The following is a 22750-nucleotide window of genomic DNA, read 5'->3' as shown; positions in this document are numbered from 1 at the left end:
CCTGCGGCTCTGCAGGTTTCTGTTCAGCCGCAACTTCTTCAACGACAGCCGGTTTTTCCTCAGCGGCAAACAGCTTTTTCAGGCCGTTAACGAAGCGGCTAAACAGGCCAGGCTGCGCAGCAGCGGCCGGAGCCGTTGCAGCAGTGGCAACCTCTGCTTTAGTGCTCAGCGCTTCTTCTGCCGGTACTTCCTGTGGCAGCGGTGGGGCATCCGGCATCACGAAGGCGGCCAGTGCAGGCTGCTCAGGGCGTTTACGTTCGGCGTGCTCTTCTTCAGACGGCAGCGCCATTTCTGCTTCATGCAGTTTTGGCAGATGATAGCTCAGCGTCTGCGTCTCTTCACCGTTGCGCACGCGCAGTACGGAGAAGTGCGGGGTCTGCATCTGATCGTTTGGTACGATGATCGCGCGCACGCCGCCCTGGCGTTTCTCAATTGCACTGACCGCTTCACGTTTTTCGTTCAGCAGGTACGATGCAATCTGCACCGGCACAATCGCGTGGACTTCTTTGGTGTTCTCTTTCAGCGCTTCTTCTTCAATCAGACGCAGAATAGAGAGTGACAGCGACTCGTTATCACGAATGGTGCCGGTACCGCTGCAGCGTGGGCAGACGTGATGGCTGGACTCACCCAGTGACGGGCTGAGGCGCTGGCGTGACATCTCCAGCAGGCCAAAGCGGGAAATGTGGCTGATCTGGATGCGGGCACGGTCCTGACGCACGGCCTCACGCAGACGGTTTTCCACCGCACGCTGGTGGCGCACCGGGGTCATATCGATAAAGTCGATAACGATCAGGCCACCAAGGTCACGCAGACGCAGCTGACGTGCGATCTCGTCGGCGGCTTCCAGGTTGGTGTTGTACGCCGTCTCTTCGATATCGCCACCGCGGGTTGCGCGGGCGGAGTTGATGTCGATGGCGGTCAGCGCTTCGGTGCTGTCGATCACGATAGAACCGCCGGATGGCAGGCGAACTTCACGCTGGAATGCCGACTCGATCTGCGATTCGATCTGATAGTGGCTGAACAGCGGGATTTCACCGGTGTACAGTTTGATTTTGCTGCTGAAGTCCGGGCGGCCCAGCGCGGCGATATGCTGACGCGCCAGCTCCAGTACCTTCGGGTTATCGATCAGGATCTCACCGATGTCCTGACGCAGATAGTCGCGGAAGGCGCGAACAATCACGTTGCTCTCCTGATGGATCAGGAAAGGAGCAGGGCGGCTGTCGGCGGCTTTCTTAATCGCGTCCCAGTGCTTCAGGCGGAAGCTTAAGTCCCACTGCAGCGCTTCGGCAGATTTACCGACGCCTGCGGTGCGCACGATCAGGCCCATGCCATCCGGCAGCTGCAGGTCGGACAGGGCTTCTTTCAGATCGGTGCGGTCGTCACCTTCGATACGGCGTGAGATACCGCCAGCACGCGGGTTGTTGGGCATCAGCACCAGATAGCTGCCGGCGAGACTGATAAAGGTGGTCAGCGCAGCGCCTTTGTTGCCACGTTCTTCTTTATCAATCTGAACGATCACTTCCTGACCTTCACGCAGCACATCCTTAATATTCGGGCGGCCGTGTGCGGAGTAATTAGCAGGGAAGTATTCGCGGGAAATTTCTTTCAGAGGTAGGAAACCGTGCCGGTCAGCGCCGTAGTCTACAAAAGCGGCTTCAAGGCTGGGTTCAATGCGGGTGATCTTGCCTTTATAAATATTGGCTTTCTTCTGTTCGTGTCCAGGGCTTTCGATATCCAGATCGTACAGACGTTGTCCATCCACCAGGGCAACACGCAACTCTTCCTGCTGAGATGCGTTTATCAACATTCTTTTCATCGTAACTTACTCATTATTCTTACATTAGGGACAAAGCTGCGGGCAAAGTAACGCTGGACGCTATAAACCGATGGCCCCGTGTCTTATCGCAAAGCCGTCAACCTCCCGGATGTCGGCTGCTCAAGGGGCGCAAAATCTCGGTTGCCTGTTTTTCATATGGAAAAACAGCGCATTCAAGGGGGGGAACCGCCAGTAGAATACCAGGTGAACCAATCCCGTTGTGTGTCCAGGCTGCAACCCGCAGCCCGCTAAATGCCTGATGGTTCACTACGTCTTACGCCATTGCTGCGTGATATGAACTATCCGGCAAAATTTTGTTCACAAGCTTTCGCATAAAAAACGGAATCATTATTCCATTGCTACACTTGTGATCGCAAGGTGACTTTCTCCGCGATGAGAAGTTTCTCTCAGCTTTTAGAGCGAACTGCAGTGCTTTTCAGCAGATTGCCTAAAAACCGGTCACAACTTCCTGCGGCGACCGTCACTGCCAGTTAAGCACAGAAAAAGATGTGGCGCTATCACTGCTGGCTATTTAGAATCGCCAACCATGAAAACCAATACTCCAGCCGTACAGTATGTTGCCATTTCCGCTGATGAAGCGGGGCAGCGCATCGATAACTTTTTACGCACCCAGTTAAAAGGTGTGCCGAAAAGCATGATTTACCGCATCCTGCGCAAAGGCGAGGTGCGGGTGAACAAAAAACGCATTAAACCGGAATATAAGCTGGAGGCCGGCGACGAGGTGCGCATTCCGCCGGTTCGGGTGGCAGAACGTGAAGAGGAGGCGGTCTCGCCTAAGCTGGCCAAGGTCGCGGCGCTGACCGCAGCCATCCTCTATGAAGATGACCACATTCTGGTGCTGAATAAGCCGTCAGGCACCGCGGTACATGGCGGCAGCGGGCTCAGCTTTGGCGTGATTGAGGGCCTGCGGGCGCTGCGGCCGGAGGCGCGCTTCCTTGAACTGGTGCATCGTCTGGATCGTGATACCTCCGGCATTCTGCTGGTGGCGAAAAAACGTTCCGCACTGCGTTCGCTGCACGAACAGCTGCGGGAAAAGGGCATGCAGAAAGACTACCTGGCGCTGGTCAGCGGACAGTGGCCGTCGCACGTCAAATCGGTGCGCGCGCCGCTGTTGAAAAATATTCTGCAAAGCGGCGAGCGGATAGTGAAGGTCAGCGCCGAAGGGAAACCCTCGGAAACCCTGTTTAAAGTGGAAGAGCGCTACGAAGTGGCAACGCTGGTTAAGGCCAGCCCGGTGACCGGGCGCACCCATCAGATCCGCGTCCACACCCTGCACGCCGGCCATCCGATCGCGTTTGACGATCGCTACGGTGAAGCCGGCTTCGATCAGCAACTGGGCGGCACCGGCCTCAAGCGTCTGTTCCTGCACGCGGCAGCGCTGAAATTCACGCATCCGGGCAGCGGCGAAGAGATGCGGGTCGAAGCACCGCTGGATGATGAGCTGAAACGCTGCCTCGCGGTGCTGCGCAACAGGAGCAAGGCGTAACGCTGCCTAGCCGTGCTGCGCAACGGGAGCAAGGCGTAACGCTGCCTCGCGGTGCTGCGCAATAAGAGCAAGACGTAATGCTGCCTCGCGCAATAAGAGCACCGCGTAATGCTGACTCGCCGCACTGCGCAATAAGCGCAATATTTTACACTGACTCTGGCCTGCCGTAATGGCAGGCTGGTTTCCTCGTTGCCGCTGCCCTGGCTGGATCGTCATTCCCTCCTGAGCAGGCTCTCACCGCATCAGCCGTAGACGCTCGTCGGGTCTGCGTGGCTGAACCGTTCCTGACCCCGGTGCCTGAGCCTGCGGTTTCAGGGCGCAGGGCGTTCAGCTCACGCCAGCGGATCTACTCCGGCATTACGTAGCATTTCCGCCAGTGCGATCAGCGGCAGGCCGACCAGCGTGTTCGGATCGCGGCCGGATAAGCGCTCAAACAGCGTAATCCCCAACCCTTCACTCTTAAAGCTGCCCGCGCAGTTGAGCGGCTGCTCCAGCGCAACGTAGCGGGCTATTTCCGCGTCGCTCAGCGGGCGGAAATCGACGCTGAATGGCTCAACCCGGCTCTGCACGCTGCCGTCGCGGCTGTCGAACAGCGCCAGTCCGGTATAAAACACCACGCTGTTGCCGCTGGCGGCGCGCAGTTGTGCGCGGGCATTCTCCTCGGTGTGGGGCTTGCCGCAGATCGCGCCGTTAAGCACGCAAACCTGGTCTGAACCCACAATCAGGCTATCGGGGAAAGCTTCCTTCAGCGCACGGGCTTTAGCGATCGCCAGCCGGAGCACCAAATCCTCAGCAGACTCACTGGGATGAGGCGTTTCGTCAGTTGACGGGGCGGCGGTGGTAAACGGCAGCTGAAGCTTTGCCAGCAGGGCCTGACGATAGGGTGAAGTGGACGCTAACACCAGTTGTCGCATAATTTTTTCCAGAATCTATAGCGTAACAGTGGCAGGCATTTTAAACTATGCGCCGCACTGGATGCGAATCATGGGTGAAAGATGTCGTTTTACGGCCTTTTTCTTTGACTCTATGTCGTTACAAAGTTAATATGCGCGCCCTATGCAAAAGGTAAAATTACCCCTGTCTCTCGACTTAGTACGTACTGCTCAAAAACGCCTGGACTACCAGGGTGTTTACACCCCTGCTCAGGTTGAGCGTATTGCCGAGTCAGTAGTCAGTGTGGACAGCGATGTAGTATGCGCGATGTCGTTCGCGATTGACCCACAGCGTCTGGCAGTACTGGAAGGTACCGCTGAAGTTTCCGTTACGCTGTGTTGCCAACGCTGCAACAAGACGTTTGCTCACGAGGTCCACGTATCGTACTGTTTCAGCCCGGTCGTCACCGACGAGCAGGCAGAAGCTCTACCGGAAGCGTACGAGCCGATCGACGTCAACGAGTTTGGCGAAACCGATCTGCTGGCAATGGTTGAAGATGAAATCATCCTCGCCCTGCCTGTCGTTCCGGTGCATGATTCTGAACACTGTGAAGTGTCCGAGGCGGACATGGTGTTTGGTCAACTGCCTGCAGAGGCGGAAAAACCGAATCCATTTGCCGTATTAGCCAGTTTAAAGCATAAGTAATAGGAGTAAGGTCCATGGCCGTACAACAGAATAAACCAACCCGTTCCAAGCGTGGCATGCGTCGTTCGCACGATGCTCTGACCACTGCAACTCTTTCCGTAGACAAAGTTTCAGGCGAAACTCATCTGCGTCACCACATCACTGCGGATGGTTACTACCGCGGTCGCAAGGTCATCACTAAGTAATTCCGCGGATTTAACGCGGTACTACTTTGACACGATTGACCCTGGCGATAGATGCCATGGGCGGGGATTTCGGTCCCTGCGTGACAGTGCCTGCGGCAATGCAGGCACTGGCGTCTAATCCGCATCTGCACCTCCTTCTGGTCGGCGACCCCGACGTCATCTCGTCATCCCTTGCAAAAACTGATTCTGCCCTGCGGGCACGTCTGCAAATTATTGCTGCCGAGTCGGTTATTGCCAGTGATGCCAGACCGGCTCAGGCGATCCGCGCCAGTCGCGGTTCGTCGATGCGCATCGCGCTGGAGCAGGTAAAAGAGGGGCACGCCGCGGCCTGCATCAGCGCAGGCAACACCGGCGCGCTGATGGGGCTGGCGAAACTGTTGCTCAGGCCGTTAGACGGCATTGAACGTCCGGCGTTGATGACGGTGTTGCCGCATCAGCAGCAGGGCCGCACGGTGGTACTCGATTTAGGGGCCAACGTGGAATCCGACAGTGCCATGCTGGTGCAGTTTGCCGTTATGGGGGCGGTGATGGCTGAAGAAGTCCTGTCAATCACCAATCCCAGAGTGGCCCTGCTCAATATTGGCCAGGAAGAGACTAAAGGGTTAGATTCGATTCGCGGCGCGGCGGCTATACTGCGGCAGTCGCCGACGATTAACTATATTGGATACCTCGAAGGCAACGATCTTCTTACCGGAAAGACCGACGTGCTGGTCTGCGATGGCTTTGTGGGCAACGTCACGTTGAAAACAATGGAAGGCGTGGTAAGAATGTTCCTTTCGCTGTTGAAATCACAGGGCGAAGGTAAAAAAAAGGCGTGGTGGTTGAGAATTATTGGACGCTGGCTACAGAAACGTCTGGCGAAGAAATTCGGCCACCTCAACCCCGACCAGTACAATGGCGCCTGTCTGTTAGGATTACGCGGCACGGTGATTAAGAGTCACGGTGCTGCCAATCAACGCGCGTTTACCGTGGCGATAGAACAGGCAGTGCAGGCGGTGCGGCGGCAAGTTCCCGAGCGGATTGCCGCCCGCCTTCAGGCTGTATTACCTAAGAGTGACTGAGCGTACATGTATACGAAGATTATCGGTACGGGCAGCTATCTGCCCGAGCAGGTGCGGACTAACGCCGATCTGGAAAAAATGGTGGAAACAACGGACGAGTGGATTGTCACCCGTACCGGGATCCGTGAGCGTCGTATTGCCGGCCCGGATGAAACCGTCGCCACCATGGGCTTCCACGCCGCCGAGCGCGCGCTGGAAATGGCCGGTGTGGATAAAAATGACGTTGGCCTGATCGTGGTGGCCACCACCTCATCCAGCCATGCGTTTCCGAGTTCAGCCTGCATGATCCAGCAGATGCTGGGAATTGATGATGCCGCCTCTTTTGACCTGGCAGCGGCCTGCGCGGGCTTTACCTACGCGCTGAGCGTGGCCGATCAGTACATTAAAAACGGCGCGGTGAAAAATGCGCTGGTGATCGGTGCCGACGTGCTGGCACGCATGCTCGATCCGAACGATCGCGGCACGATCATTCTGTTTGGCGATGGCGCGGGAGCGGTGGTACTGGGTGCCAGCGAAGAGCAGGGCATTATCTCCACGCACCTGCACGCTGACGGCCGCTATGGTCAGCTGCTGACCCTGCCGAATCAGGATCGTGAACATCAGGATACGCCATCCTATGTCACCATGGCCGGTAATGAAGTGTTCAAGGTTGCCGTAACCGAACTGGCGCACATCGTCGATGAGACGCTGACGGCAAATAACCTTGACCGTTCTGCCGTCGACTGGCTGGTGCCGCACCAGGCTAACCTGCGCATTATCAGCGCCACCGCCCGCAAGCTGGGTATGGACATGGATAAAGTAGTGGTGACCCTCGATCGCCACGGCAATACCTCTGCCGCTTCCGTGCCAACGGCGCTGGATGAAGCGGTACGCGATGGCCGTATTCAGCGCGGTCAGCTGATTCTGCTGGAAGCCTTTGGTGGCGGGTTCACCTGGGGTTCCGCGCTGGTTCGCTTCTGATTAACAGGAAATGATGATGACGCAATTTGCAATGGTCTTCCCGGGACAGGGATCGCAGTCGGTCGGCATGCTGGCCGAACTGGCCGCTGAACATCCGCTGGTGGAACAGACTTTCGCCGAAGCTTCTGACGCGCTGGGCTACGATCTGTGGCAGCTGGTGCAGCAGGGTCCTGCTGAAGAACTGAACAAAACCTGGCAAACGCAGCCGGCTTTACTGGCTGCATCTGTTGCCATTTTCCGCGTTTGGCAGGAAAAAGGCGGAAAAGCGCCGTCAATGCTTGCAGGCCACAGCCTGGGTGAGTACAGTGCGCTGGTTTGTGCCGGGGTGATCGCGTTTGCTGATGCGATTAAGCTGGTAGAACTGCGCGGTAAACTGATGCAGGAAGCCGTTCCGGAAGGAACGGGTGCCATGCAGGCGATTATTGGCCTCGATAACGCGTCGATCGTCAAAGCCTGCGAAGAGTCTGCACAGGGGCAGGTGGTGTCACCGGTGAACTTTAACTCACCGGGTCAGGTGGTGATTGCCGGCAATAAAGAAGCCGTTGAGCGTGCCGGTGCCGCCTGTAAGGCTGCCGGCGCCAAACGTGCACTGCCGCTGCCGGTTAGCGTGCCGTCACACTGTGCGCTGATGAAACCCGCCGCCGACAAACTGGCGGAGGCGCTGCTGCAGCTGACCTTTAACGCGCCGCAGTTCCCGGTCGTCAACAACGTTGACGTACAGTGCGAAACCTCTGGCGAGGCGATTCGCAGCGCGCTGGTGCGTCAGCTGTACAGCCCGGTGCGCTGGACGGAGTGCGTAGAATTTATGGCCCGGCAGGGCGTGACATCGCTGCTGGAAGCGGGTCCGGGCAAGGTGTTGACCGGTCTGACAAAACGTATTGTTGACACACTGACGGCGGCGGCGGTAAACGATCCGGCCAGCCTGTCTGCAGCGCTTGAGCAATAAACGAGGAATAACATGAATTTCGAAGGTAAAATTGCGCTGGTAACCGGCGCAAGTCGCGGCATTGGCCGTGCTATCGCGGAAACGCTGGTCGCTAAAGGTGCCAAAGTTGTCGGCACCGCCACCAGCCAGAGCGGCGCTGATGCCATCAGCGAGTATCTGGGTGACAACGGCAAAGGGCTGTTGCTCAACGTCACTGACGCGGCTTCGATTGACAGCGTCTTAGAAAATATTCGCAGCACATTTGGCGAAGTGGATATTTTAGTCAATAATGCAGGCATCACGCGTGACAATCTTCTGATGCGCATGAAAGATGATGAGTGGCAGGATATCCTGGACACCAATCTGACTTCCGTATTCCGTCTGTCAAAAGCGGTAATGCGTGCGATGATGAAGAAACGCGCGGGCCGGATTATTACCATTGGCTCCGTCGTTGGAACAATGGGTAATGCGGGCCAGGCAAACTACGCGGCAGCAAAAGCGGGTTTGATTGGCTTTAGCAAGTCACTGGCGCGTGAAATCGCGTCACGTGGCATTACCGTTAACGTTGTGGCACCTGGTTTCATTGAAACCGACATGACGCGTGCGTTGAGCGAAGATCAGCGTGCGGGCATTCTGGCGGAAGTGCCTGCGGGTCGCCTTGGCGATGCGCAGGAAATCGCCAATGCTGTAGCATTTTTAGCCTCTGACGAGGCGGCGTACATCACAGGTGAGACGCTGCACGTCAATGGCGGAATGTACATGGTTTAATAATCACGAAAATCATTTGCGTTATTTGCGGCAATGGCCGCAAAATAGCGTAAAATCGTGGTTGGAACAGCCGGGATTTAGTTGCATCTTTTTCAACATTTTATACACTACGAAAACCATCGCGAAAGCGAGTTTTGATAGGAAATTTAATAGTATGAGCACTATCGAAGAACGCGTTAAGAAAATCATTGGCGAGCAGCTGGGCGTTAAGCAGGAAGAAGTTGTGAACACTGCCTCTTTTGTTGAAGATCTGGGCGCTGATTCTCTTGATACCGTTGAGCTGGTAATGGCTCTGGAAGAAGAGTTCGATACCGAGATTCCGGACGAAGAAGCTGAGAAAATCACTACTGTTCAGGCTGCTATTGATTACATCAATGGTCACCAGGCATAAGTGAACATCTCCAGGCGGTCATTCGACCGCCTGAGTTTTATCTGAACATCCCACATCCTGTCCTTTTTTCCCTCCCTGGAGGACGAACGTGTCTAAGCGTCGTGTAGTTGTGACCGGTCTTGGCATGTTGTCTCCTGTCGGCAATACCGTAGAGTCCACCTGGAATGCTCTTGTTGCCGGTCAGAGTGGCATCAGCCCGATCGACCATTTTGATACCAGTGCCTATGCAACCCGTTTTGCCGGTCTGGTAAAGGATTTTAACTGTGACGATTTCATCTCGCGTAAAGATCAGCGCAAGATGGACGCCTTTATTCAATATGGCGTCGTTGCAGGCATTCAGGCCATGCAGGATTCCGGCCTGGTCATTACTGACGAGAACGCCGAACGTGTGGGTGCTGCTATTGGCTCCGGAATTGGCGGCCTGGGTCTGATTGAAGAGAATCACGCGTCACTGGTTAACGGTGGCCCGCGTAAAATCAGCCCGTTCTTTGTTCCCTCAACCATCGTTAATATGGTTGCCGGACACCTGACCATCATGTTTGGCATGAAAGGTCCCAGTATTTCTATCGCTACCGCCTGTACGTCTGGCGTGCATAACATCGGCCACGCTGCGCGTATTATCGCCTACAACGATGCCGATGTGATGCTGGCCGGCGGAGCGGAAAAAGCCAGTACGCCGCTTGGCGTGGGTGGCTTTGGCGCGGCGCGCGCACTGTCGACCAATAACGATAATCCGCAGGCGGCCAGCCGCCCGTGGGACAAAGATCGTGACGGCTTCGTGCTGGGTGACGGAGCGGGTCTGCTGGTACTGGAAGAGTACGAGCACGCCAAACAGCGCGGCGCGAAAATCTATGCCGAAATCGTCGGCTTTGGTATGAGCAGCGATTCCTACCATATGACCTCACCGCCTGAAAATGGCGCCGGTGCGGCACTGGCGATGGTCAACGCGCTGAAAGATGCGCAGCTGAAACCTGAACAGATCGGTTATATCAACGCGCACGGTACCTCAACCCCGGCCGGTGATAAAGCGGAAACGCAGGCGGTTAAGTCGGTGTTTGGTGAGTCAGCCAGCACGGTGCTGGTCAGCTCAACCAAGTCGATGACCGGCCACCTGTTAGGGGCGGCGGGCGCGGTAGAGTCGATTTTTACCATTCTGGCCCTGCGCGACCAGATCGTTCCGCCGACCATCAATCTGGACAATCCGGACGAAGGCTGTGACCTCGACTTTGTGCCGCACACCGCGCGTAAAGTTGAAAACATGGAATATGCCCTGTGCAACTCCTTTGGTTTCGGCGGCACTAACGGCTCGCTGATTTTCCGTAAGATTTGATGCTGAAGCAGTAACAACAGTGAGGCCCGCTTTCTAGCGGGCCTTTTTTTTAGCGCAGGCGCACCGGCCGCCCCCTCAGGCAGTTTCAGATGATTCTGTCGGCATTGGCAGGTAATCTGGCTGACATTCGGATAGCGGGAAGCAGGCATAATGTGGATTAACGGTATACGGCAGCAGACGATCGAGGCCAGCGATCGGGCGGTACAGTTTGGCGACGGCTGTTTCACCACCGCGCGCGTCAGGCAGGGGCAGGTAGAGTGGCTGGAGGCGCATCTGCAGCGGCTGCAGCAGGGCTGTGAACGGCTGCTGATCGCCGATGTCGACTGGGCGGCGCTGCGGTCTGAAATGATCGCCGCCAGCGCCACGCTGGCAGACGGCGTGCTAAAGGCAATCGTCACCCGCGGAAGCGGTGGCCGCGGCTACAGCGCCAGCGGCTGCGGCAGCCCGACGCGAATTATTTCGCTGGCCGCCTACCCGGCGCACTACGACGCTTTACGCCACAGCGGTGCCCGGCTGGCGCTCAGCCCGGTGCGGCTGGCGCAAAACCCGCTGCTGGCCGGTATTAAACACCTCAACCGGCTTGAGCAGGTGCTGATCCGCACACGGCTTGAACAGACGGGGGCCGACGAGGCACTGGTGCTTGACACTGATGCTATGCTGGTGGAATGCTGTGCGGCGAATTTATTCTGGCGCACCGGGGATCGGGTCTTTACCCCGGACTTAAGCGAATCAGGGGTCAACGGCATCCAGCGACAGCGGGTGATGCAGCAGATTGTCGCCCATGGCCTGTCACTCAGTGAGGTGCGCGTGGGAATTGATGCGCTGGCCGCTGCCGATGAGGTTTTCATCACCAATGCGCTGATGCCGGTGCTGCCTGTGCGTCAGGTCGAGTCATGGCACTATCCTTCGCGCCAGCTGTTTTCTCTGCTTTGCCCCCATTAGATAACGTGGAATTTTTATGACTACAACACGCAAAATCGTCGTCGGGGTGGTTGCGGCAGCACTGTTAGCCGCCGCATACGGTTACTGGCAGACGCGTCAGTTTGCCGATTCTCCCCTGACCATTAACCAGGAAACGATCTTTACCTTGCCCGCCGGCTCCGGCCGCGTGGTGCTGGAAGCCCAGCTGGAGTCAAAGCACATTATCAAACCCGGCCCGTGGTTTGGACTGTTGTTGAAGCTGGAGCCGGAGCTGGCGGAGTTCAAGGCCGGCACCTATCGCTTCGATGAAAAGATGACCGTGCGCCAGATGCTGGCGCTGCTGGCCTCCGGTCGCGAAGCGCAGTTCCCGCTGCGCTTTGTGGAAGGAACGCGCCTGCAGGAGTGGCTCAGTCAGCTGCGCAGCGCCCCCTATCTGAAACATCAGCTGGCAGACGACCAGCTGACGACCGTTGCCGCCGCGCTGCAGCTGCAGGGTGAAGAGCAGGGTGCCGAAGGCTGGTTCTATCCGGATACCTACCACTACACCGCCAATACCAGCGATGTCGCGCTGCTGAAACGCGCCCATCAGCGGATGGAAAAAGAGGTGGATGAGGCCTGGCAGGGACGGGAAGATAACCTGCCGTATAAATCGAAACTCGAGCTGCTGACCATGGCGTCGATCGTTGAGAAAGAGACGGCGGTCAGCGACGAGCGCGCTAAGGTGGCGTCGGTGTTTATTAACCGCCTGCGCACCGGCATGCGTCTGCAGACCGACCCCACGGTGATTTATGGCCTTGGCAGCGACTACAGCGGCACCCTTACGCGTAAGGATCTGGACACGCCCACGGCGTATAATACCTACACCATTAACGGCCTGCCGCCGGGGCCGATTGCCATGCCGGGCAGCGCCTCGCTGCAGGCTGCCGCCCATCCGCTGAAAACCAGCTATCTCTATTTTGTCGCTGACGGTAAGGGCGGGCACACCTTTACCACCAATCTGGCCAGCCACAATAAAGCCGTTCAGGTCTACCGGCTGGCGATGAAGGAAAAAAATGAACAGTAAATTTATCGTTATTGAGGGCCTGGAAGGGGCGGGTAAAACCACGGCACGGGATGCGGTGGTCGCTGAACTGCAGCGGCACGGAATTAACGATATTGTCTTTACCCGCGAGCCGGGCGGTACGCCTCTGGCGGAAAAGCTGCGCGAGCTGATCAAGCAGGGCATCGAGGGGGAGCGCGTCACCGACCAGGCAGAGCTGCTGATGCTCTATGCCGCCCGCGTACAGCTGGTCGAAAACGTGATTAAGCCGGCGCTGGCACGCGGTGCCTGGGTGGTTGGCGATCGTCACGATCTCTCATCGCAGGCTTACCAGGGCGGCGGCCGCGGCATGGACAGCGCGCTGATGCGCACGCTAAAGCAGGCGGTGCTGGGCGACTTTGCCCCCGATCTGACCCTGTACCTCGACGTGACGCCGGAAATTGGCCTGCAGCGGGCGCGGGCGCGTGGCGAGCTGGATCGGATCGAACAGGAGTCGCTGAACTTCTTTATCCGCACCCGTGACCGCTATCTGGCGCTGGCCGCCGCAGACCCACGCATCCTCACCATCGACGCCACCCGTCCGCTGGCGCAGGTCAGCCAGGATCTGCAGCAAACGCTGGCCGGCTGGTTACAGGACGTCCGATGAACTGGTATCCGTGGCTGAATCCGGCTTACCGACAGATCCTCGGCCTGCATCAGGCCGGGCGCGGGCACCATGCGCTGCTAATCCAGGCGCTGCCGGGCATGGGGGACGATGCGCTGGTATGGGGCATCGGTCGCTGGCTGATGTGCCGCCAGCCTGAAGGTCTGAAAAGCTGCGGTCACTGCCACGCCTGCCAGCTGATGCAGGCGGGTACCCACCCGGACTGGTACCGGCTGGAAGCTGAGAAAGGTAAAACCACGCTGGGCATCGACGCCGTCCGCAACGTGACAGAAAAACTCTACCATCATGCCCAGCAGGGTGGGGCCAAGGTGGTCTGGCTGCCGGATGCCGCCCAGCTGAGCGAGGCGGCGGCTAACGCCCTGCTGAAAACGCTGGAAGAGCCGCCGAAAAACACCTGGTTTATGCTCAGCTGCGAAGAGCCCGCGCGGCTGCTGGCCACGCTGCGCAGCCGCTGCCTGCTGTGGCATCTTCAGGTGCCGGACGAAGCGCAGAGCCTGAACTGGCTGCAGAAACAGTCGACGGCCAGCGCAGAGGAGCGCATGGCGGCGCTGCGGCTGGCGGCCGGGGCACCGGCCGCCGCGCTGGCGCTGCTGGAGCCAAAGGTGTGGCAGCAGCGTCAGGCGTTGTGTCAGGCGCTGCCTGCAGCGCTGCAGGGTGATATGCTGACGTTGCTGCCGGTGCTCAACCATGAGCAGGCGGCGCAGCGTATTGGCTGGCTCTGTTCGCTGCTGATTGACGCTGCCAAATGGCAGCACGGTGCCGGGGCGTACATCACTAACCCTGACCAGCAGGCGGCGGTCAACGGGCTGGCCAGCCTGCTGCCGGCGGCGGCGATCGATCGCAGCCTGCGTCACTGGATGGCCTGCCGCGATCGCCTGCTGCACGTGGTGGCGGTCAATCGCGAATTACTGCTTACCGACCAGCTGTTAGGCTGGGAAGAGACGATCAAACCGGCGGCTGCCGGTATCCACCTTTAAGAGTAGCGAACATGTTTTTAGTTGATTCTCACTGCCATCTGGATGGCCTGAACTACGAAACCCTGCACAAGGATGTGGCCGACGTGGCCGCCAAGGCCGCGGCGCGCGACGTAAAATTTATGCTGGCGGTGGCCACCACGCTGCCGGGCTATAAAGCGATGACCGCGCTGATTGGCGATCGTCCCGATGTGGCTTACTCCTGCGGCGTGCACCCATTGAATCAGGAAGAGGAGTACGACTTCGCTGAACTACGCGCGCTGGCCGCCGAACCACGGGTGGTGGCGATGGGCGAGACCGGGCTGGACTATTTCTATCAGAAAGAGACCAAAGCACGTCAGCAGGCTTCCTTCCGGGAGCATATTCGCGTGGGGTGCGATCTGAACAAACCGGTGATTGTCCACACGCGTGACGCGCGCGAAGACACGCTGGCTATTTTGAAGGAAGAGCAGGCCGATCGCTGCGGGGGCGTGCTCCACTGCTTTACTGAAGATCGGGAAACGGCGGAAAAACTGTTGGATATGGGTTTCTACATCTCTTTCTCCGGCATTGCCACCTTCCGCAATGCTGAGCAGATCCGCATCGCGGCGCGCTATGTGCCGCTGGACCGCATGCTGGTGGAGACGGATTCGCCGTATCTGGCCCCGGTGCCGCACCGTGGTAAAGAGAATCAGCCGGCCTGGACCCGTGATGTGGCGGAGTATATGGCGGTGGTGAAGGGCGTCAGCATTGAAGAGATGGCTCGCGCCACCACGGAAAACTTCTCGCGCCTGTTCCACGTGCCGATGTCGCGCCTGGGCGGTTGAATCCACTGGCTGATTTGTTTTATGCCTCGTAATTAATAGCGAAAAGTCGTAAAGTGCAGCGCCGAAAATTGGCGGCTGCACTTTTTTTTAGCGCAAAATTTAGCGGATTTTGACGATTTTTCCTGGTTATCAGCGGATGGGCAGCGCGAAACGTGATAGCCATCAAACAAATTTTTACCAATTTATTTTACTCTTCGTAATAAATACCGAGAGCGTTAAGACTCTCTGAAAAAAGCAATGGATCCTCCCTCCTTTGCACCGCGTACCACGCGAACGAAAAGCACTCATACTCAGGAGCTTTACACTATGTTCAAAAATGCATTTGCGAACCTGCAAAAGGTCGGTAAATCGCTGATGTTACCCGTTTCGGTGCTGCCGATAGCGGGTATTCTGCTGGGCGTTGGTTCTGCCAACTTCAGCTGGTTACCGCTGGTCGTCTCACAGGTGATGGCGGAAGCCGGTGGTTCAGTCTTTGCCAATATGCCGCTGATTTTTGCCATCGGCGTGGCGCTGGGCTTCACGAATAACGATGGCGTTTCTGCCCTTGCGGCGGTGGTAGCTTACGGCATCATGGTGAAAACCATGGCCGTGGTCGCGCCGCTGGTGCTGCACCTGCCGGCGGAAGAGATCGCCAGCAAGCACCTGGCCGATACCGGCGTGCTCGGCGGGATTATCGCCGGCTCCATCGCCGCGTATATGTTTAACCGCTTCTACCGCATCAGGCTGCCAGAGTATCTTGGCTTCTTCGCCGGTAAGCGCTTTGTACCGATTATCTCCGGCCTGACGGCGATCTTCCTCGGCGTGGTGCTCTCCTTCATCTGGCCACCGATTGGTACGGCTATCCAGACCTTCTCCCAGTGGGCGGCGTACCAGAACCCGGTGGTGGCATTTGGCATCTACGGCGTGGTTGAGCGTTCTCTGGTGCCGTTTGGCCTGCACCATATCTGGAACGTACCGTTCCAGATGCAGATCGGCGAATTCACCAACGCGGCAGGCCAGGTATTCCACGGCGATATCCCGCGCTATATGGCGGGTGACCCGACCGCAGGTAAACTGTCCGGCGGCTTCCTGTTCAAAATGTACGGCCTGCCTGCCGCAGCGATTGCCATCTGGCACTCCGCGAAGCCGGAAAACCGTGCCAAAGTGGGCGGTATCATGATCTCCGCCGCGCTGACCTCGTTCCTGACCGGTATCACCGAACCGATTGAATTTGCCTTTATGTTCGTTGCGCCGATCCTGTATGTGATCCACGCAATTCTGGCCGGTCTGGCGTTCCCAATCGCTATTCTGCTGGGCATGCGCGACGGTACCAGCTTCTCGCACGGCCTGATCGACTTCATCGTGCTGAGCGGTAACGGTAGCAAACTCTGGCTGTTCCCGATTGTCGGTATCATCTACGGCATCATCTACTACACTATCTTCCGTGTACTGATTGCCAAACTGGACCTGAAAACCCCAGGCCGTGAAGAGAGCACCAGCGAGCAGAACAGCGCCTCGGCCAACGAAATGGCGGCCAACCTGGTTGCTGCATTTGGCGGTAAAGAGAACATTACTAACCTCGACGCCTGTATTACCCGTCTGCGCGTCAGCGTGGCGGACGTGGCGAAAGTCGACCAGCCAGGGCTGAAGAAGCTTGGTGCTGCCGGCGTAGTAGTGGCAGGTTCCGGCGTTCAGGCGATTTTCGGCACCAAGTCCGATAACCTGAAAACCGACATGGACGACTACATGCGTAACGCGTAAGCGCTAAGCATCAGTAAAATGAAAAGGGAGCGCAGGCTCCCTTTTTTACGTCTTAAGCAATAGTGTATGATCCTGCCCGCAGGTGAAGAAAAGAAAAACGGCGTTGAAAGTTGATAAAAAACGATTTTCTCGCTCATACTGCGATAATTGAACAGATGCTAAGGATATGCACCATGGCCGAAGAAACCATTTTCAGTAAAATCATCCGCCGCGAAATTCCGGCTGACATCGTCTATCAGGACGAACTGGTCACCGCCTTTCGCGATATCTCTCCGCAGGCACCCACCCATATTCTGGTGATCCCCAACCTGCTGATCCCAACGGCCAACGACGTGCAGGCGGCGCATGAGGCGGCGCTGGGTCGGATGATGACCGTGGCGGCGAAAATTGCCAAAGAAGAGGGCATTGCCGAAGACGGCTATCGTCTGATTATGAACTGCAATAAGCACGGCGGGCAGGAGGTGTACCACATCCACCTGCACCTGGTGGGCGGCCGCCCTCTCGGGCCGATGCTGGTCTCCTGACCCTGAACGGCTACGGAAGTCACCCGATGCGGATCATCATTATCAGCGCGCTGATGCTGCTGGCACTCAGCGGCTGTTCCAGCGACCGCACCGCAATCAACACCGCGCAAACGCTGGTGATGGAGTCGTCGGTGCTGTCGGCCGGCATCACCACCGATGAGCCGACGATCCGCGAGGTCAACGGCCAGCAGCGTGCCTCAACCACCCTGTTTAACCAGCAGGACAAACCGGTCAGCGTCAACTGGCGATTCTACTGGTACGATGAAAAAGGGCTGGAGATCCTGCCTTTTGAACGCCCACAAACCGTGGTCGTTCCTGCCAACGGCAAGGCCGAAGTGGCCTCGCAAAACGGCAACCTGTCGGCGGGCAAAGTTCGTCTCTACCTGTATCTGTGAGGAGTGATAGCGTGCAACATAAATTTAAGCTGGCGGGCGTACTGGCGCTGGCCCTGTTACTGACGGGCTGTATTACCGGTGAACAGCAGCAGGGGCAGCAGCCTGCGCCGGTGGAACCGGTACAGCCGCAGCCGCAACCTGAGCCACAACCGGTACCAGCACAGCCTGCGCCGGTAGAGAACGTGCCGCAACCGCCGAAGATGCAATCCATCAACTGGCAGGCCAGCGTTTCTCCGCTGGTGGCGCAGATGCTGAAGGCGGATGGCGTCACCGCCGGCAGCGTGCTGCTGGTCGACAGCGTGAAAAACAGCACTAACGGCAGCCTGCAGAGCGCTAAGGCGACCGCGGCGCTGCAGGGTGCGCTGGCCAATAACAGCCAGTTTACGCTGGTCAGCCCGCAGCAGCTGGGCGTGGCTAAGCAGACGCTGGGCCTGTCGGCGGAAGACAGCCTGGTCTCGCGCAGTAAAGCGATCGGTCTTGCCCGCTACGTTGGCGCACAGTATGTGCTGTACAGCAATGCCGAAGGCGACATCAAATCGCCGACGCTGCAGATGCAGCTGATGCTGGTGCAGACCGGTGAAATTATCTGGTCAGGCAGCGGTGCCGTTCAGCACTGATCCGGCACTCGGTCAGCTAATCAGGCAGCACTTTCCGGCGGCAGACATTGCCGCCGGATGCTTTACGGCGCAAAGCGGCCTGAGCGGTGGCAGCGTGCGCATCGCGCTGCCGGACGTTACGCTGCTGGCGCGACGGGCGGACGTTACCCCGCTGATGCCTGGCGTCTGCCGCCGTCGTGAGTACCGCATTTTACGCAAGCTGGCCGCCAGCGGTGTGGCACCGCAGGCGGTAGGGCGCAACCCGCACTGGCTGCTGCTGGGCTGGCAGGTGGGGCAGGTGCTGCACCCCGACGCGCTGAATGACTGGCTGGAGCCGCTGGCCGCCACCGTGGCGCGACTGCACCAGCAGCCGCCGTGCGGTTACCGCTTAACCCTGCTGCCGCTGTTGCAATGTTACTGGCAGCGCAGCCAGCCTGCACGGCGCACGCTGACGTGGCTGCGGGCGTTACGGCGGTTAGCGCGTCAGGGTGAGCCGCGTCCGCTGCGGCTGGCACCGCTGCATATGGATATCCACAGCGGCAATCTGATTAACGCCGGCGGCAGGCTCAGGCTGATCGACTGGGAATATGCCAGCGATGGCGATGTGGCGCTGGAACTGGCCGCAATCATTAGCGGTAACGGGCTGGATATCGGGCAGCAGCAGCGGCTGATTACGGCTTACGCCGGACAGCAGCAGCTGCAGCCTGACGCCCTGAGCCAGCAGATTCACCGCTGGCTACCGTGGCTGACGCTGCTTGCCAGCTGCTGGTATGAACTGCGCTGGCAGCAGAGTGGCGAGACGAATTTTCTGGCGCTGGCCGAACAGGGCTGGCGGCAGGTTAAACACAATGTAGCCTGAATCATTCAGGTTGCCTGAAGCAGATGCCTGTGCGACCTGATGAATGACGGATATAGCCTGTAACAGCAGGATAAGAGGTGAACTGTGGGACCCGTAATGTTAGACGTGCACGGCTACGAACTGGATGCCGAAGAGCGCGAAATTTTACAGCATCCGCTGGTGGGCGGGCTTATTCTGTTCACCCGCAACTACCACGATCCGGCGCAGCTGGCCGAACTGGTACGGCAGATCCGCGCCGCCTCACGCCAGCGGCTAGTGATCGCGGTCGACCAGGAAGGCGGACGCGTGCAGCGCTTTCGCGACGGCTTTACCCGGCTGCCCGCGATGCAGGCGTTTGCCGCACTGAATGACGCGGCGGCGGGGGAACAGCTGGCGCAGCAGGCGGGCTGGCTGATGGCCGCCGAGATGATCGCCATGGATATCGACATCAGCTTTGCGCCGGTGCTGGACATTGGCCACGGCAGCGCGGCAATTGGCGAGCGCTCATTCCATCAGGACCCGGCGATCGCGCTGGCGATGGCGCGGCAGTTTATCCGCGGTATGCACGATGCCGGGATGAAGACCACCGGCAAACACTTCCCGGGGCACGGTGCGGTCAGCGCCGACTCGCACAAAGAGACGCCGCGCGATAACCGCAGCGAAGCGGAGATCCGCCAGCAGGATATGCCGATTTTCAAACAGCTGATTGCCGAAGGCGCGCTGGATGCGATCATGCCAGCGCACGTGATCTATACCGAGGTCGACCCTAACCCGGCCAGCGGCTCATCGCACTGGCTGCAGACGGTGCTGCGCAGTGAGCTGGGCTTTAACGGCGTGATCTTCTCTGACGATCTGTCGATGGAAGGGGCGGCGGTAATGGGTAACTATGCCCAGCGTGGGCAGGCGGCGCTGAACGCCGGCTGCGACATGATTCTGGTCTGCAACCACCGTGCAGGCGCGGTGAGCGTGCTGGATAATCTGCCGCCGACCCGCAGCGAACGGGTCAGCCAGCTGTACCACCGTGGTCATTTCAGCCGGCAGCAGCTTATCGACTCGCCGCGCTGGAAAGAGAGCCATAACGCGCTGGAAAAACTGCAGGATCGCTGGCTGACGCAGAAGGCGAATTCTGCCCGCTAATTCAAATCTCCACGTTGTTTTTTATATAAAAATTAACCCGCCAGCCGGCGGGTTAAATACCCCTGTTATTCGTAGTATTCCGCCTTTTATTAATAAAATTGACCAGGATCAATTTTCGTAGAACAGATGAATTCCCCCGTGTTATTCTGCCCTCAGCTCGCGAATTAACATCGCCAACCCTATGTTTGCTAAGGTTATTATTTAACTTTTAGTTAACGATTGGTTCACTTTTATGAGGGTCGTCAGACTGTATCTATGAAGAAAATTGTTATTATCGGCGGAGGCGCCGGAGGACTCGAACTGGCTACTCAGCTGGGCCACAAGCTGGGGCGCAAAAAGAAAGCGCAAATTACGCTGGTGGATCGTAACCAGACTCACCTGTGGAAACCGCTGCTGCATGAAGTGGCCACCGGATCGCTGGATGAGGGCATTGACGGGCTGAGCTACCTGGCTCACGCCCACAAGCACGGCTTTGAGTTTCAGCTCGGTACCCTGACCACCCTGAACCGTGACGATAAGCGCGTGCACCTTGCGGAAATTCGCGATGAAAAGGGCGCTCTGCTGGTTGCAGAACGCGAACTGGAGTACGACACGCTGGTGATGGCGCTGGGAAGTACCTCTAATGATTTCGGTACCCCGGGCGTTAAGGATAACTGCATCTTCCTCGACAACCCGCATCAGGCGCGTCGTTTCCATAATGCGATGCTGAACCTGTTCCTCAAGTTCTCTGCCAGCAACGGTGCCACCGAGAAGGTCAATATCGCCATTGTGGGTGCAGGGGCTACCGGGGTGGAACTCTCAGCCGAGCTGCATAACGCGGTGAAAGAGCTGCACAGCTACGGCGTTAAGGGGCTGAACAGCGAAGCGCTGAACGTCACGCTGGTGGAAGCCGGCGAGCGTATTCTGCCGGCCTTGCCGCCGCGCATCTCCGCCGCGGCTCATCAGGAGCTGAGCAAGCTGGGCGTGCGCGTTCTGACCCAGACCATGGTCACCAGCGCCGATGAGAAGGGCCTGAACACTAAGTCCGGCGAGTTTATTGACGCCGACCTGATGGTGTGGGCCGCAGGTATCAAGGCACCGGACTTTATGAAAGAGATCGGCGGCCTCGAAACCAACCGCATCAACCAGCTGGTGGTGGAGCCGACGCTGCAGACCAGCCGCGACCCGAACATTTACGCGATCGGCGACTGCGCGTCCTGCGCGCTGCCGGCGGGGGGCTTCGTGCCGCCGCGTGCGCAGTCCGCTCACCAGATGGCATCACGCGTGCTGGCGAATATCCTGGCAGAGATTAAAGGGCAGCCGCAGAAGCCTTACGTCTACAAAGACAACGGCTCGCTGGTTTCGCTCTCACGCTTCAGCACCGTCGGCAGCCTGATGGGCAACCTGATGCACGGTTCGATGATGATCGAAGGCCGCATCGCACGTATCGTCTACATCTCGCTGTACCGCATGCATCAGATTGCCCTGCACGGCTACTTCAAAACCGGGCTGATGATGCTGGTGGGCAGTATTAACCGGGTGATCCGCCCGCGTCTGAAGCTGCACTAAGCCGCGCGGTAGTCCGCGTCTGAACCGGTCCTGCATCCTGTTCAGACCCTGAAAGGCCGGGAAGGGCGTCGCGAATGCGGCCCTGACCTGGCCTTTTTTTCTGCTGCAGGTGGGGGCATTACCGGTGCTCGGAACACTCCTAAAACCCCGTATCTTCGGTGCTTTCGCACGTTTTCTTCCCCTATTCTTATTGTCACATTCCCCGTCAGATTGCAAAATTCAGCTCATTACCCTGGTGCGTCGCGCACGCCGGGTAGGCCGTACCTGCCACGGATGTTGCAGCAGGCCAGTATGCGCGGTAACTGTCAGGAGGATTTCCTGTGAATAAATCAATGTTAGCGGGAATTGGAATCGGTGTGGCTGCCGCGCTGGGCGTAGCTGCCGTGGCCAGCATGAACGTGTTTGACCGTGGTCCGCAGTTTGCCCAGGTGCTCTCCGCCACGCCGATTAAACAGACGGTAAAAAACCCGCGTCAGGAGTGCCGTAACGTCACTCTGACCCACCGCCGCCCGGTGCAGGATGAAAACCGCATCGCCGGCTCGGTATTAGGTGCGGTAGCCGGTGGCGTGCTTGGCCACCAGTTCGGCGGCGGACGTGGGCGCGATGTCGCCACGGTCGCGGGTGCGCTGGCCGGCGGCTACGGCGGTAATCAGGTACAGGGAGCGCTGCAGGATCGTGACACCTACACCACTACCGAGCAGCGCTGCAAAACGGTCTATGACAAGCAGGATAAAATGCTGGGTTACGACGTCACCTATAAAATTGGCGACCAGCAGGGTAAAGTCCGCATGGATAACGACCCGGGTACCCGCATTCCGCTGGACAGCAACGGCCAGCTGATGCTGAATAATAAAGCCTGAGCCTGAGCCTGAGCCTGAGCCTGGGCCTGAAAAACGTTGACCGTTGACAGCCGCAAAGCTGTCGACAGTCAACGCGTTAATGATGGCACATCCGTATTACTTCCACTTCAGTCATGACGCCCAACTCAACCGCCTCAGTAAAATTCACGCTGCTGAGTGCCGTTAAACCCGTAATATAGCGGGCATA

Annotated in this window: 24 protein-coding genes; 22 read left to right on the top strand and 2 right to left on the bottom strand. The window is 58.1% G+C overall.

What is annotated here, in order from left to right; genetic code table 11:
- Positions 1 to 1816 (bottom strand): ribonuclease E (gene rne / locus NV64_RS10060; protein ID WP_101505849.1); only part of this gene is annotated, 1816 nt, incomplete at its 3' end.
- 547 nt (positions 1817 to 2363) lie between these two features.
- On the opposite strand from rne, the gene rluC reads away from it, so the two are divergent.
- On the top strand, positions 2364 to 3323 hold the full coding sequence (gene rluC, locus NV64_RS10055) for a 23S rRNA pseudouridine(955/2504/2580) synthase RluC (protein ID WP_101505846.1): 960 nt from the start codon (positions 2364 to 2366) through the stop codon (positions 3321 to 3323).
- A gap of 332 nt (positions 3324 to 3655) precedes the next feature.
- Here rluC and NV64_RS10050 read toward each other — a convergent pair whose 3' ends face one another.
- Complete coding sequence (locus NV64_RS10050) at positions 3656 to 4237, bottom strand: nucleoside triphosphate pyrophosphatase (RefSeq protein ID WP_101505845.1); 582 nt, start codon at positions 4235 to 4237, stop codon at positions 3656 to 3658.
- A gap of 142 nt (positions 4238 to 4379) precedes the next feature.
- Between NV64_RS10050 and yceD the strand changes: the two genes are divergently transcribed.
- The 21 genes from yceD (at position 4380) to NV64_RS09945 (ending at position 22563) form a co-directional block, all read left to right on the top strand.
- The gene (gene yceD, locus NV64_RS10045) at positions 4380 to 4901 is read left to right on the top strand and encodes a 23S rRNA accumulation protein YceD (RefSeq protein WP_101505844.1); all 522 of its coding nucleotides are present in this window, start codon (positions 4380 to 4382) and stop codon (positions 4899 to 4901) included.
- A 14-nt stretch (positions 4902 to 4915) separates the two neighbouring features.
- Positions 4916 to 5086, top strand: a complete 171-nt coding sequence (gene rpmF, locus NV64_RS10040; RefSeq protein ID WP_017348070.1) for a 50S ribosomal protein L32 — start codon at positions 4916 to 4918, stop codon at positions 5084 to 5086.
- A gap of 26 nt (positions 5087 to 5112) precedes the next feature.
- Complete coding sequence (gene plsX, locus NV64_RS10035) at positions 5113 to 6147, top strand: phosphate acyltransferase PlsX (RefSeq protein WP_072166369.1); 1035 nt, start codon at positions 5113 to 5115, stop codon at positions 6145 to 6147.
- Positions 6148 to 6153: 6 nt separating this feature from the next.
- A complete protein-coding gene (locus NV64_RS10030; RefSeq protein ID WP_056236595.1) occupies positions 6154 to 7107 on the top strand; it encodes a beta-ketoacyl-ACP synthase III in 954 nt (317 codons plus the stop codon).
- Between the two features lie 16 nt (positions 7108 to 7123).
- A complete protein-coding gene (fabD, locus tag NV64_RS10025) occupies positions 7124 to 8053 on the top strand; it encodes an ACP S-malonyltransferase (protein WP_056236594.1) in 930 nt (309 codons plus the stop codon).
- A 12-nt stretch (positions 8054 to 8065) separates the two neighbouring features.
- Entirely contained in the window at positions 8066 to 8800 is a 735-nt protein-coding gene (gene fabG, locus NV64_RS10020) for a 3-oxoacyl-ACP reductase FabG (protein WP_056236592.1), read from the top strand.
- 154 nt (positions 8801 to 8954) lie between these two features.
- Positions 8955 to 9191 carry an acyl carrier protein gene (gene acpP, locus NV64_RS10015; RefSeq protein WP_004157115.1) on the top strand — a complete coding sequence of 79 codons (237 nt, stop codon included), beginning with the start codon at positions 8955 to 8957 and terminating at the stop codon, positions 9189 to 9191.
- Positions 9192 to 9279: 88 nt separating this feature from the next.
- Complete coding sequence (gene fabF / locus NV64_RS10010; RefSeq protein WP_101505843.1) at positions 9280 to 10521, top strand: beta-ketoacyl-ACP synthase II; 1242 nt, start codon at positions 9280 to 9282, stop codon at positions 10519 to 10521.
- 147 nt (positions 10522 to 10668) lie between these two features.
- Positions 10669 to 11463 (top strand): aminodeoxychorismate lyase, encoded by a 795-nt coding sequence (gene pabC / locus NV64_RS10005; protein WP_056236588.1) that lies wholly within the window; start codon positions 10669 to 10671, stop codon positions 11461 to 11463.
- Positions 11464 to 11479: 16 nt separating this feature from the next.
- Positions 11480 to 12505 (top strand): endolytic transglycosylase MltG, encoded by a 1026-nt coding sequence (gene mltG / locus NV64_RS10000; protein ID WP_056236585.1) that lies wholly within the window; start codon positions 11480 to 11482, stop codon positions 12503 to 12505.
- Positions 12495 to 13127, top strand: a complete 633-nt coding sequence (gene tmk, locus NV64_RS09995; RefSeq protein WP_056236583.1) for a dTMP kinase — start codon at positions 12495 to 12497, stop codon at positions 13125 to 13127. The genes mltG and tmk overlap by 11 nt, the downstream gene beginning before the upstream one ends.
- Complete coding sequence (holB, locus tag NV64_RS09990; protein ID WP_056236581.1) at positions 13124 to 14122, top strand: DNA polymerase III subunit delta'; 999 nt, start codon at positions 13124 to 13126, stop codon at positions 14120 to 14122. Before tmk ends, holB begins: the two co-directional genes overlap by 4 nt.
- An 11-nt stretch (positions 14123 to 14133) precedes the next feature.
- The gene (locus NV64_RS09985) at positions 14134 to 14925 is read left to right on the top strand and encodes a metal-dependent hydrolase (RefSeq protein ID WP_056236579.1); all 792 of its coding nucleotides are present in this window, start codon (positions 14134 to 14136) and stop codon (positions 14923 to 14925) included.
- Positions 14926 to 15231: 306 nt separating this feature from the next.
- A complete protein-coding gene (gene ptsG / locus NV64_RS09980; protein ID WP_101505842.1) occupies positions 15232 to 16665 on the top strand; it encodes a PTS glucose transporter subunit IIBC in 1434 nt (477 codons plus the stop codon).
- Between the two features lie 173 nt (positions 16666 to 16838).
- Positions 16839 to 17189, top strand: coding sequence for a purine nucleoside phosphoramidase (gene hinT / locus NV64_RS09975; protein ID WP_056236576.1), 351 nt, complete (start codon positions 16839 to 16841; stop codon positions 17187 to 17189).
- 26 nt (positions 17190 to 17215) lie between these two features.
- Positions 17216 to 17584, top strand: a complete 369-nt coding sequence (locus tag NV64_RS09970) for a YcfL family protein (protein ID WP_056236574.1) — start codon at positions 17216 to 17218, stop codon at positions 17582 to 17584.
- 11 nt (positions 17585 to 17595) lie between these two features.
- Positions 17596 to 18201: a penicillin-binding protein activator LpoB gene (lpoB, locus tag NV64_RS09965; protein WP_056236572.1), complete on the top strand. Its 606-nt coding sequence runs from the start codon at positions 17596 to 17598 to the stop codon at positions 18199 to 18201.
- Positions 18161 to 19039 carry a thiamine kinase gene (gene thiK / locus NV64_RS09960; RefSeq protein WP_233208961.1) on the top strand — a complete coding sequence of 293 codons (879 nt, stop codon included), beginning with the start codon at positions 18161 to 18163 and terminating at the stop codon, positions 19037 to 19039. Before lpoB ends, thiK begins: the two co-directional genes overlap by 41 nt.
- A gap of 96 nt (positions 19040 to 19135) precedes the next feature.
- A complete protein-coding gene (gene nagZ / locus NV64_RS09955; RefSeq protein ID WP_056236568.1) occupies positions 19136 to 20155 on the top strand; it encodes a beta-N-acetylhexosaminidase in 1020 nt (339 codons plus the stop codon).
- A 255-nt stretch (positions 20156 to 20410) separates the two neighbouring features.
- A complete protein-coding gene (locus NV64_RS09950; RefSeq protein WP_101505840.1) occupies positions 20411 to 21703 on the top strand; it encodes an NAD(P)/FAD-dependent oxidoreductase in 1293 nt (430 codons plus the stop codon).
- A 320-nt stretch (positions 21704 to 22023) separates the two neighbouring features.
- Positions 22024 to 22563, top strand: coding sequence for a glycine zipper 2TM domain-containing protein (locus tag NV64_RS09945; RefSeq protein ID WP_056236565.1), 540 nt, complete (start codon positions 22024 to 22026; stop codon positions 22561 to 22563).
- Positions 22564 to 22750 lie beyond the last annotated feature (187 nt).

Origin of the sequence: Erwinia sp. B116, from assembly GCF_002865965.1 — a bacterium.
Taxonomy (GTDB): Bacteria; Pseudomonadota; Gammaproteobacteria; order Enterobacterales; family Enterobacteriaceae; genus Erwinia.
Note: the sequence above shows the minus strand (reverse complement) of the source record. Positions and strands in the feature narration are given on the sequence as shown.

Coding starts and splice junctions, on each gene's coding strand:
- ptsG (WP_101505842.1), top strand. CDS start 15,232: ATGTTCAAAAATGCATTTGCGAACCTGCAAAAGGTCGGTAAATCGCTG.
- NV64_RS09985 (WP_056236579.1), top strand. CDS start 14,134: ATGTTTTTAGTTGATTCTCACTGCCATCTGGATGGCCTGAACTACGAA.
- acpP (WP_004157115.1), top strand. CDS start 8,955: ATGAGCACTATCGAAGAACGCGTTAAGAAAATCATTGGCGAGCAGCTG.
- NV64_RS09970 (WP_056236574.1), top strand. CDS start 17,216: ATGCGGATCATCATTATCAGCGCGCTGATGCTGCTGGCACTCAGCGGC.
- tmk (WP_056236583.1), top strand. CDS start 12,495: ATGAACAGTAAATTTATCGTTATTGAGGGCCTGGAAGGGGCGGGTAAA.
- holB (WP_056236581.1), top strand. CDS start 13,124: ATGAACTGGTATCCGTGGCTGAATCCGGCTTACCGACAGATCCTCGGC.
- fabD (WP_056236594.1), top strand. CDS start 7,124: ATGACGCAATTTGCAATGGTCTTCCCGGGACAGGGATCGCAGTCGGTC.
- yceD (WP_101505844.1), top strand. CDS start 4,380: ATGCAAAAGGTAAAATTACCCCTGTCTCTCGACTTAGTACGTACTGCT.
- rluC (WP_101505846.1), top strand. CDS start 2,364: ATGAAAACCAATACTCCAGCCGTACAGTATGTTGCCATTTCCGCTGAT.
- NV64_RS10050 (WP_101505845.1), bottom strand. CDS start 4,237: ATGCGACAACTGGTGTTAGCGTCCACTTCACCCTATCGTCAGGCCCTG.
- NV64_RS10030 (WP_056236595.1), top strand. CDS start 6,154: ATGTATACGAAGATTATCGGTACGGGCAGCTATCTGCCCGAGCAGGTG.
- rpmF (WP_017348070.1), top strand. CDS start 4,916: ATGGCCGTACAACAGAATAAACCAACCCGTTCCAAGCGTGGCATGCGT.
- nagZ (WP_056236568.1), top strand. CDS start 19,136: ATGTTAGACGTGCACGGCTACGAACTGGATGCCGAAGAGCGCGAAATT.
- mltG (WP_056236585.1), top strand. CDS start 11,480: ATGACTACAACACGCAAAATCGTCGTCGGGGTGGTTGCGGCAGCACTG.
- hinT (WP_056236576.1), top strand. CDS start 16,839: ATGGCCGAAGAAACCATTTTCAGTAAAATCATCCGCCGCGAAATTCCG.
- NV64_RS09950 (WP_101505840.1), top strand. CDS start 20,411: ATGAAGAAAATTGTTATTATCGGCGGAGGCGCCGGAGGACTCGAACTG.
- fabG (WP_056236592.1), top strand. CDS start 8,066: ATGAATTTCGAAGGTAAAATTGCGCTGGTAACCGGCGCAAGTCGCGGC.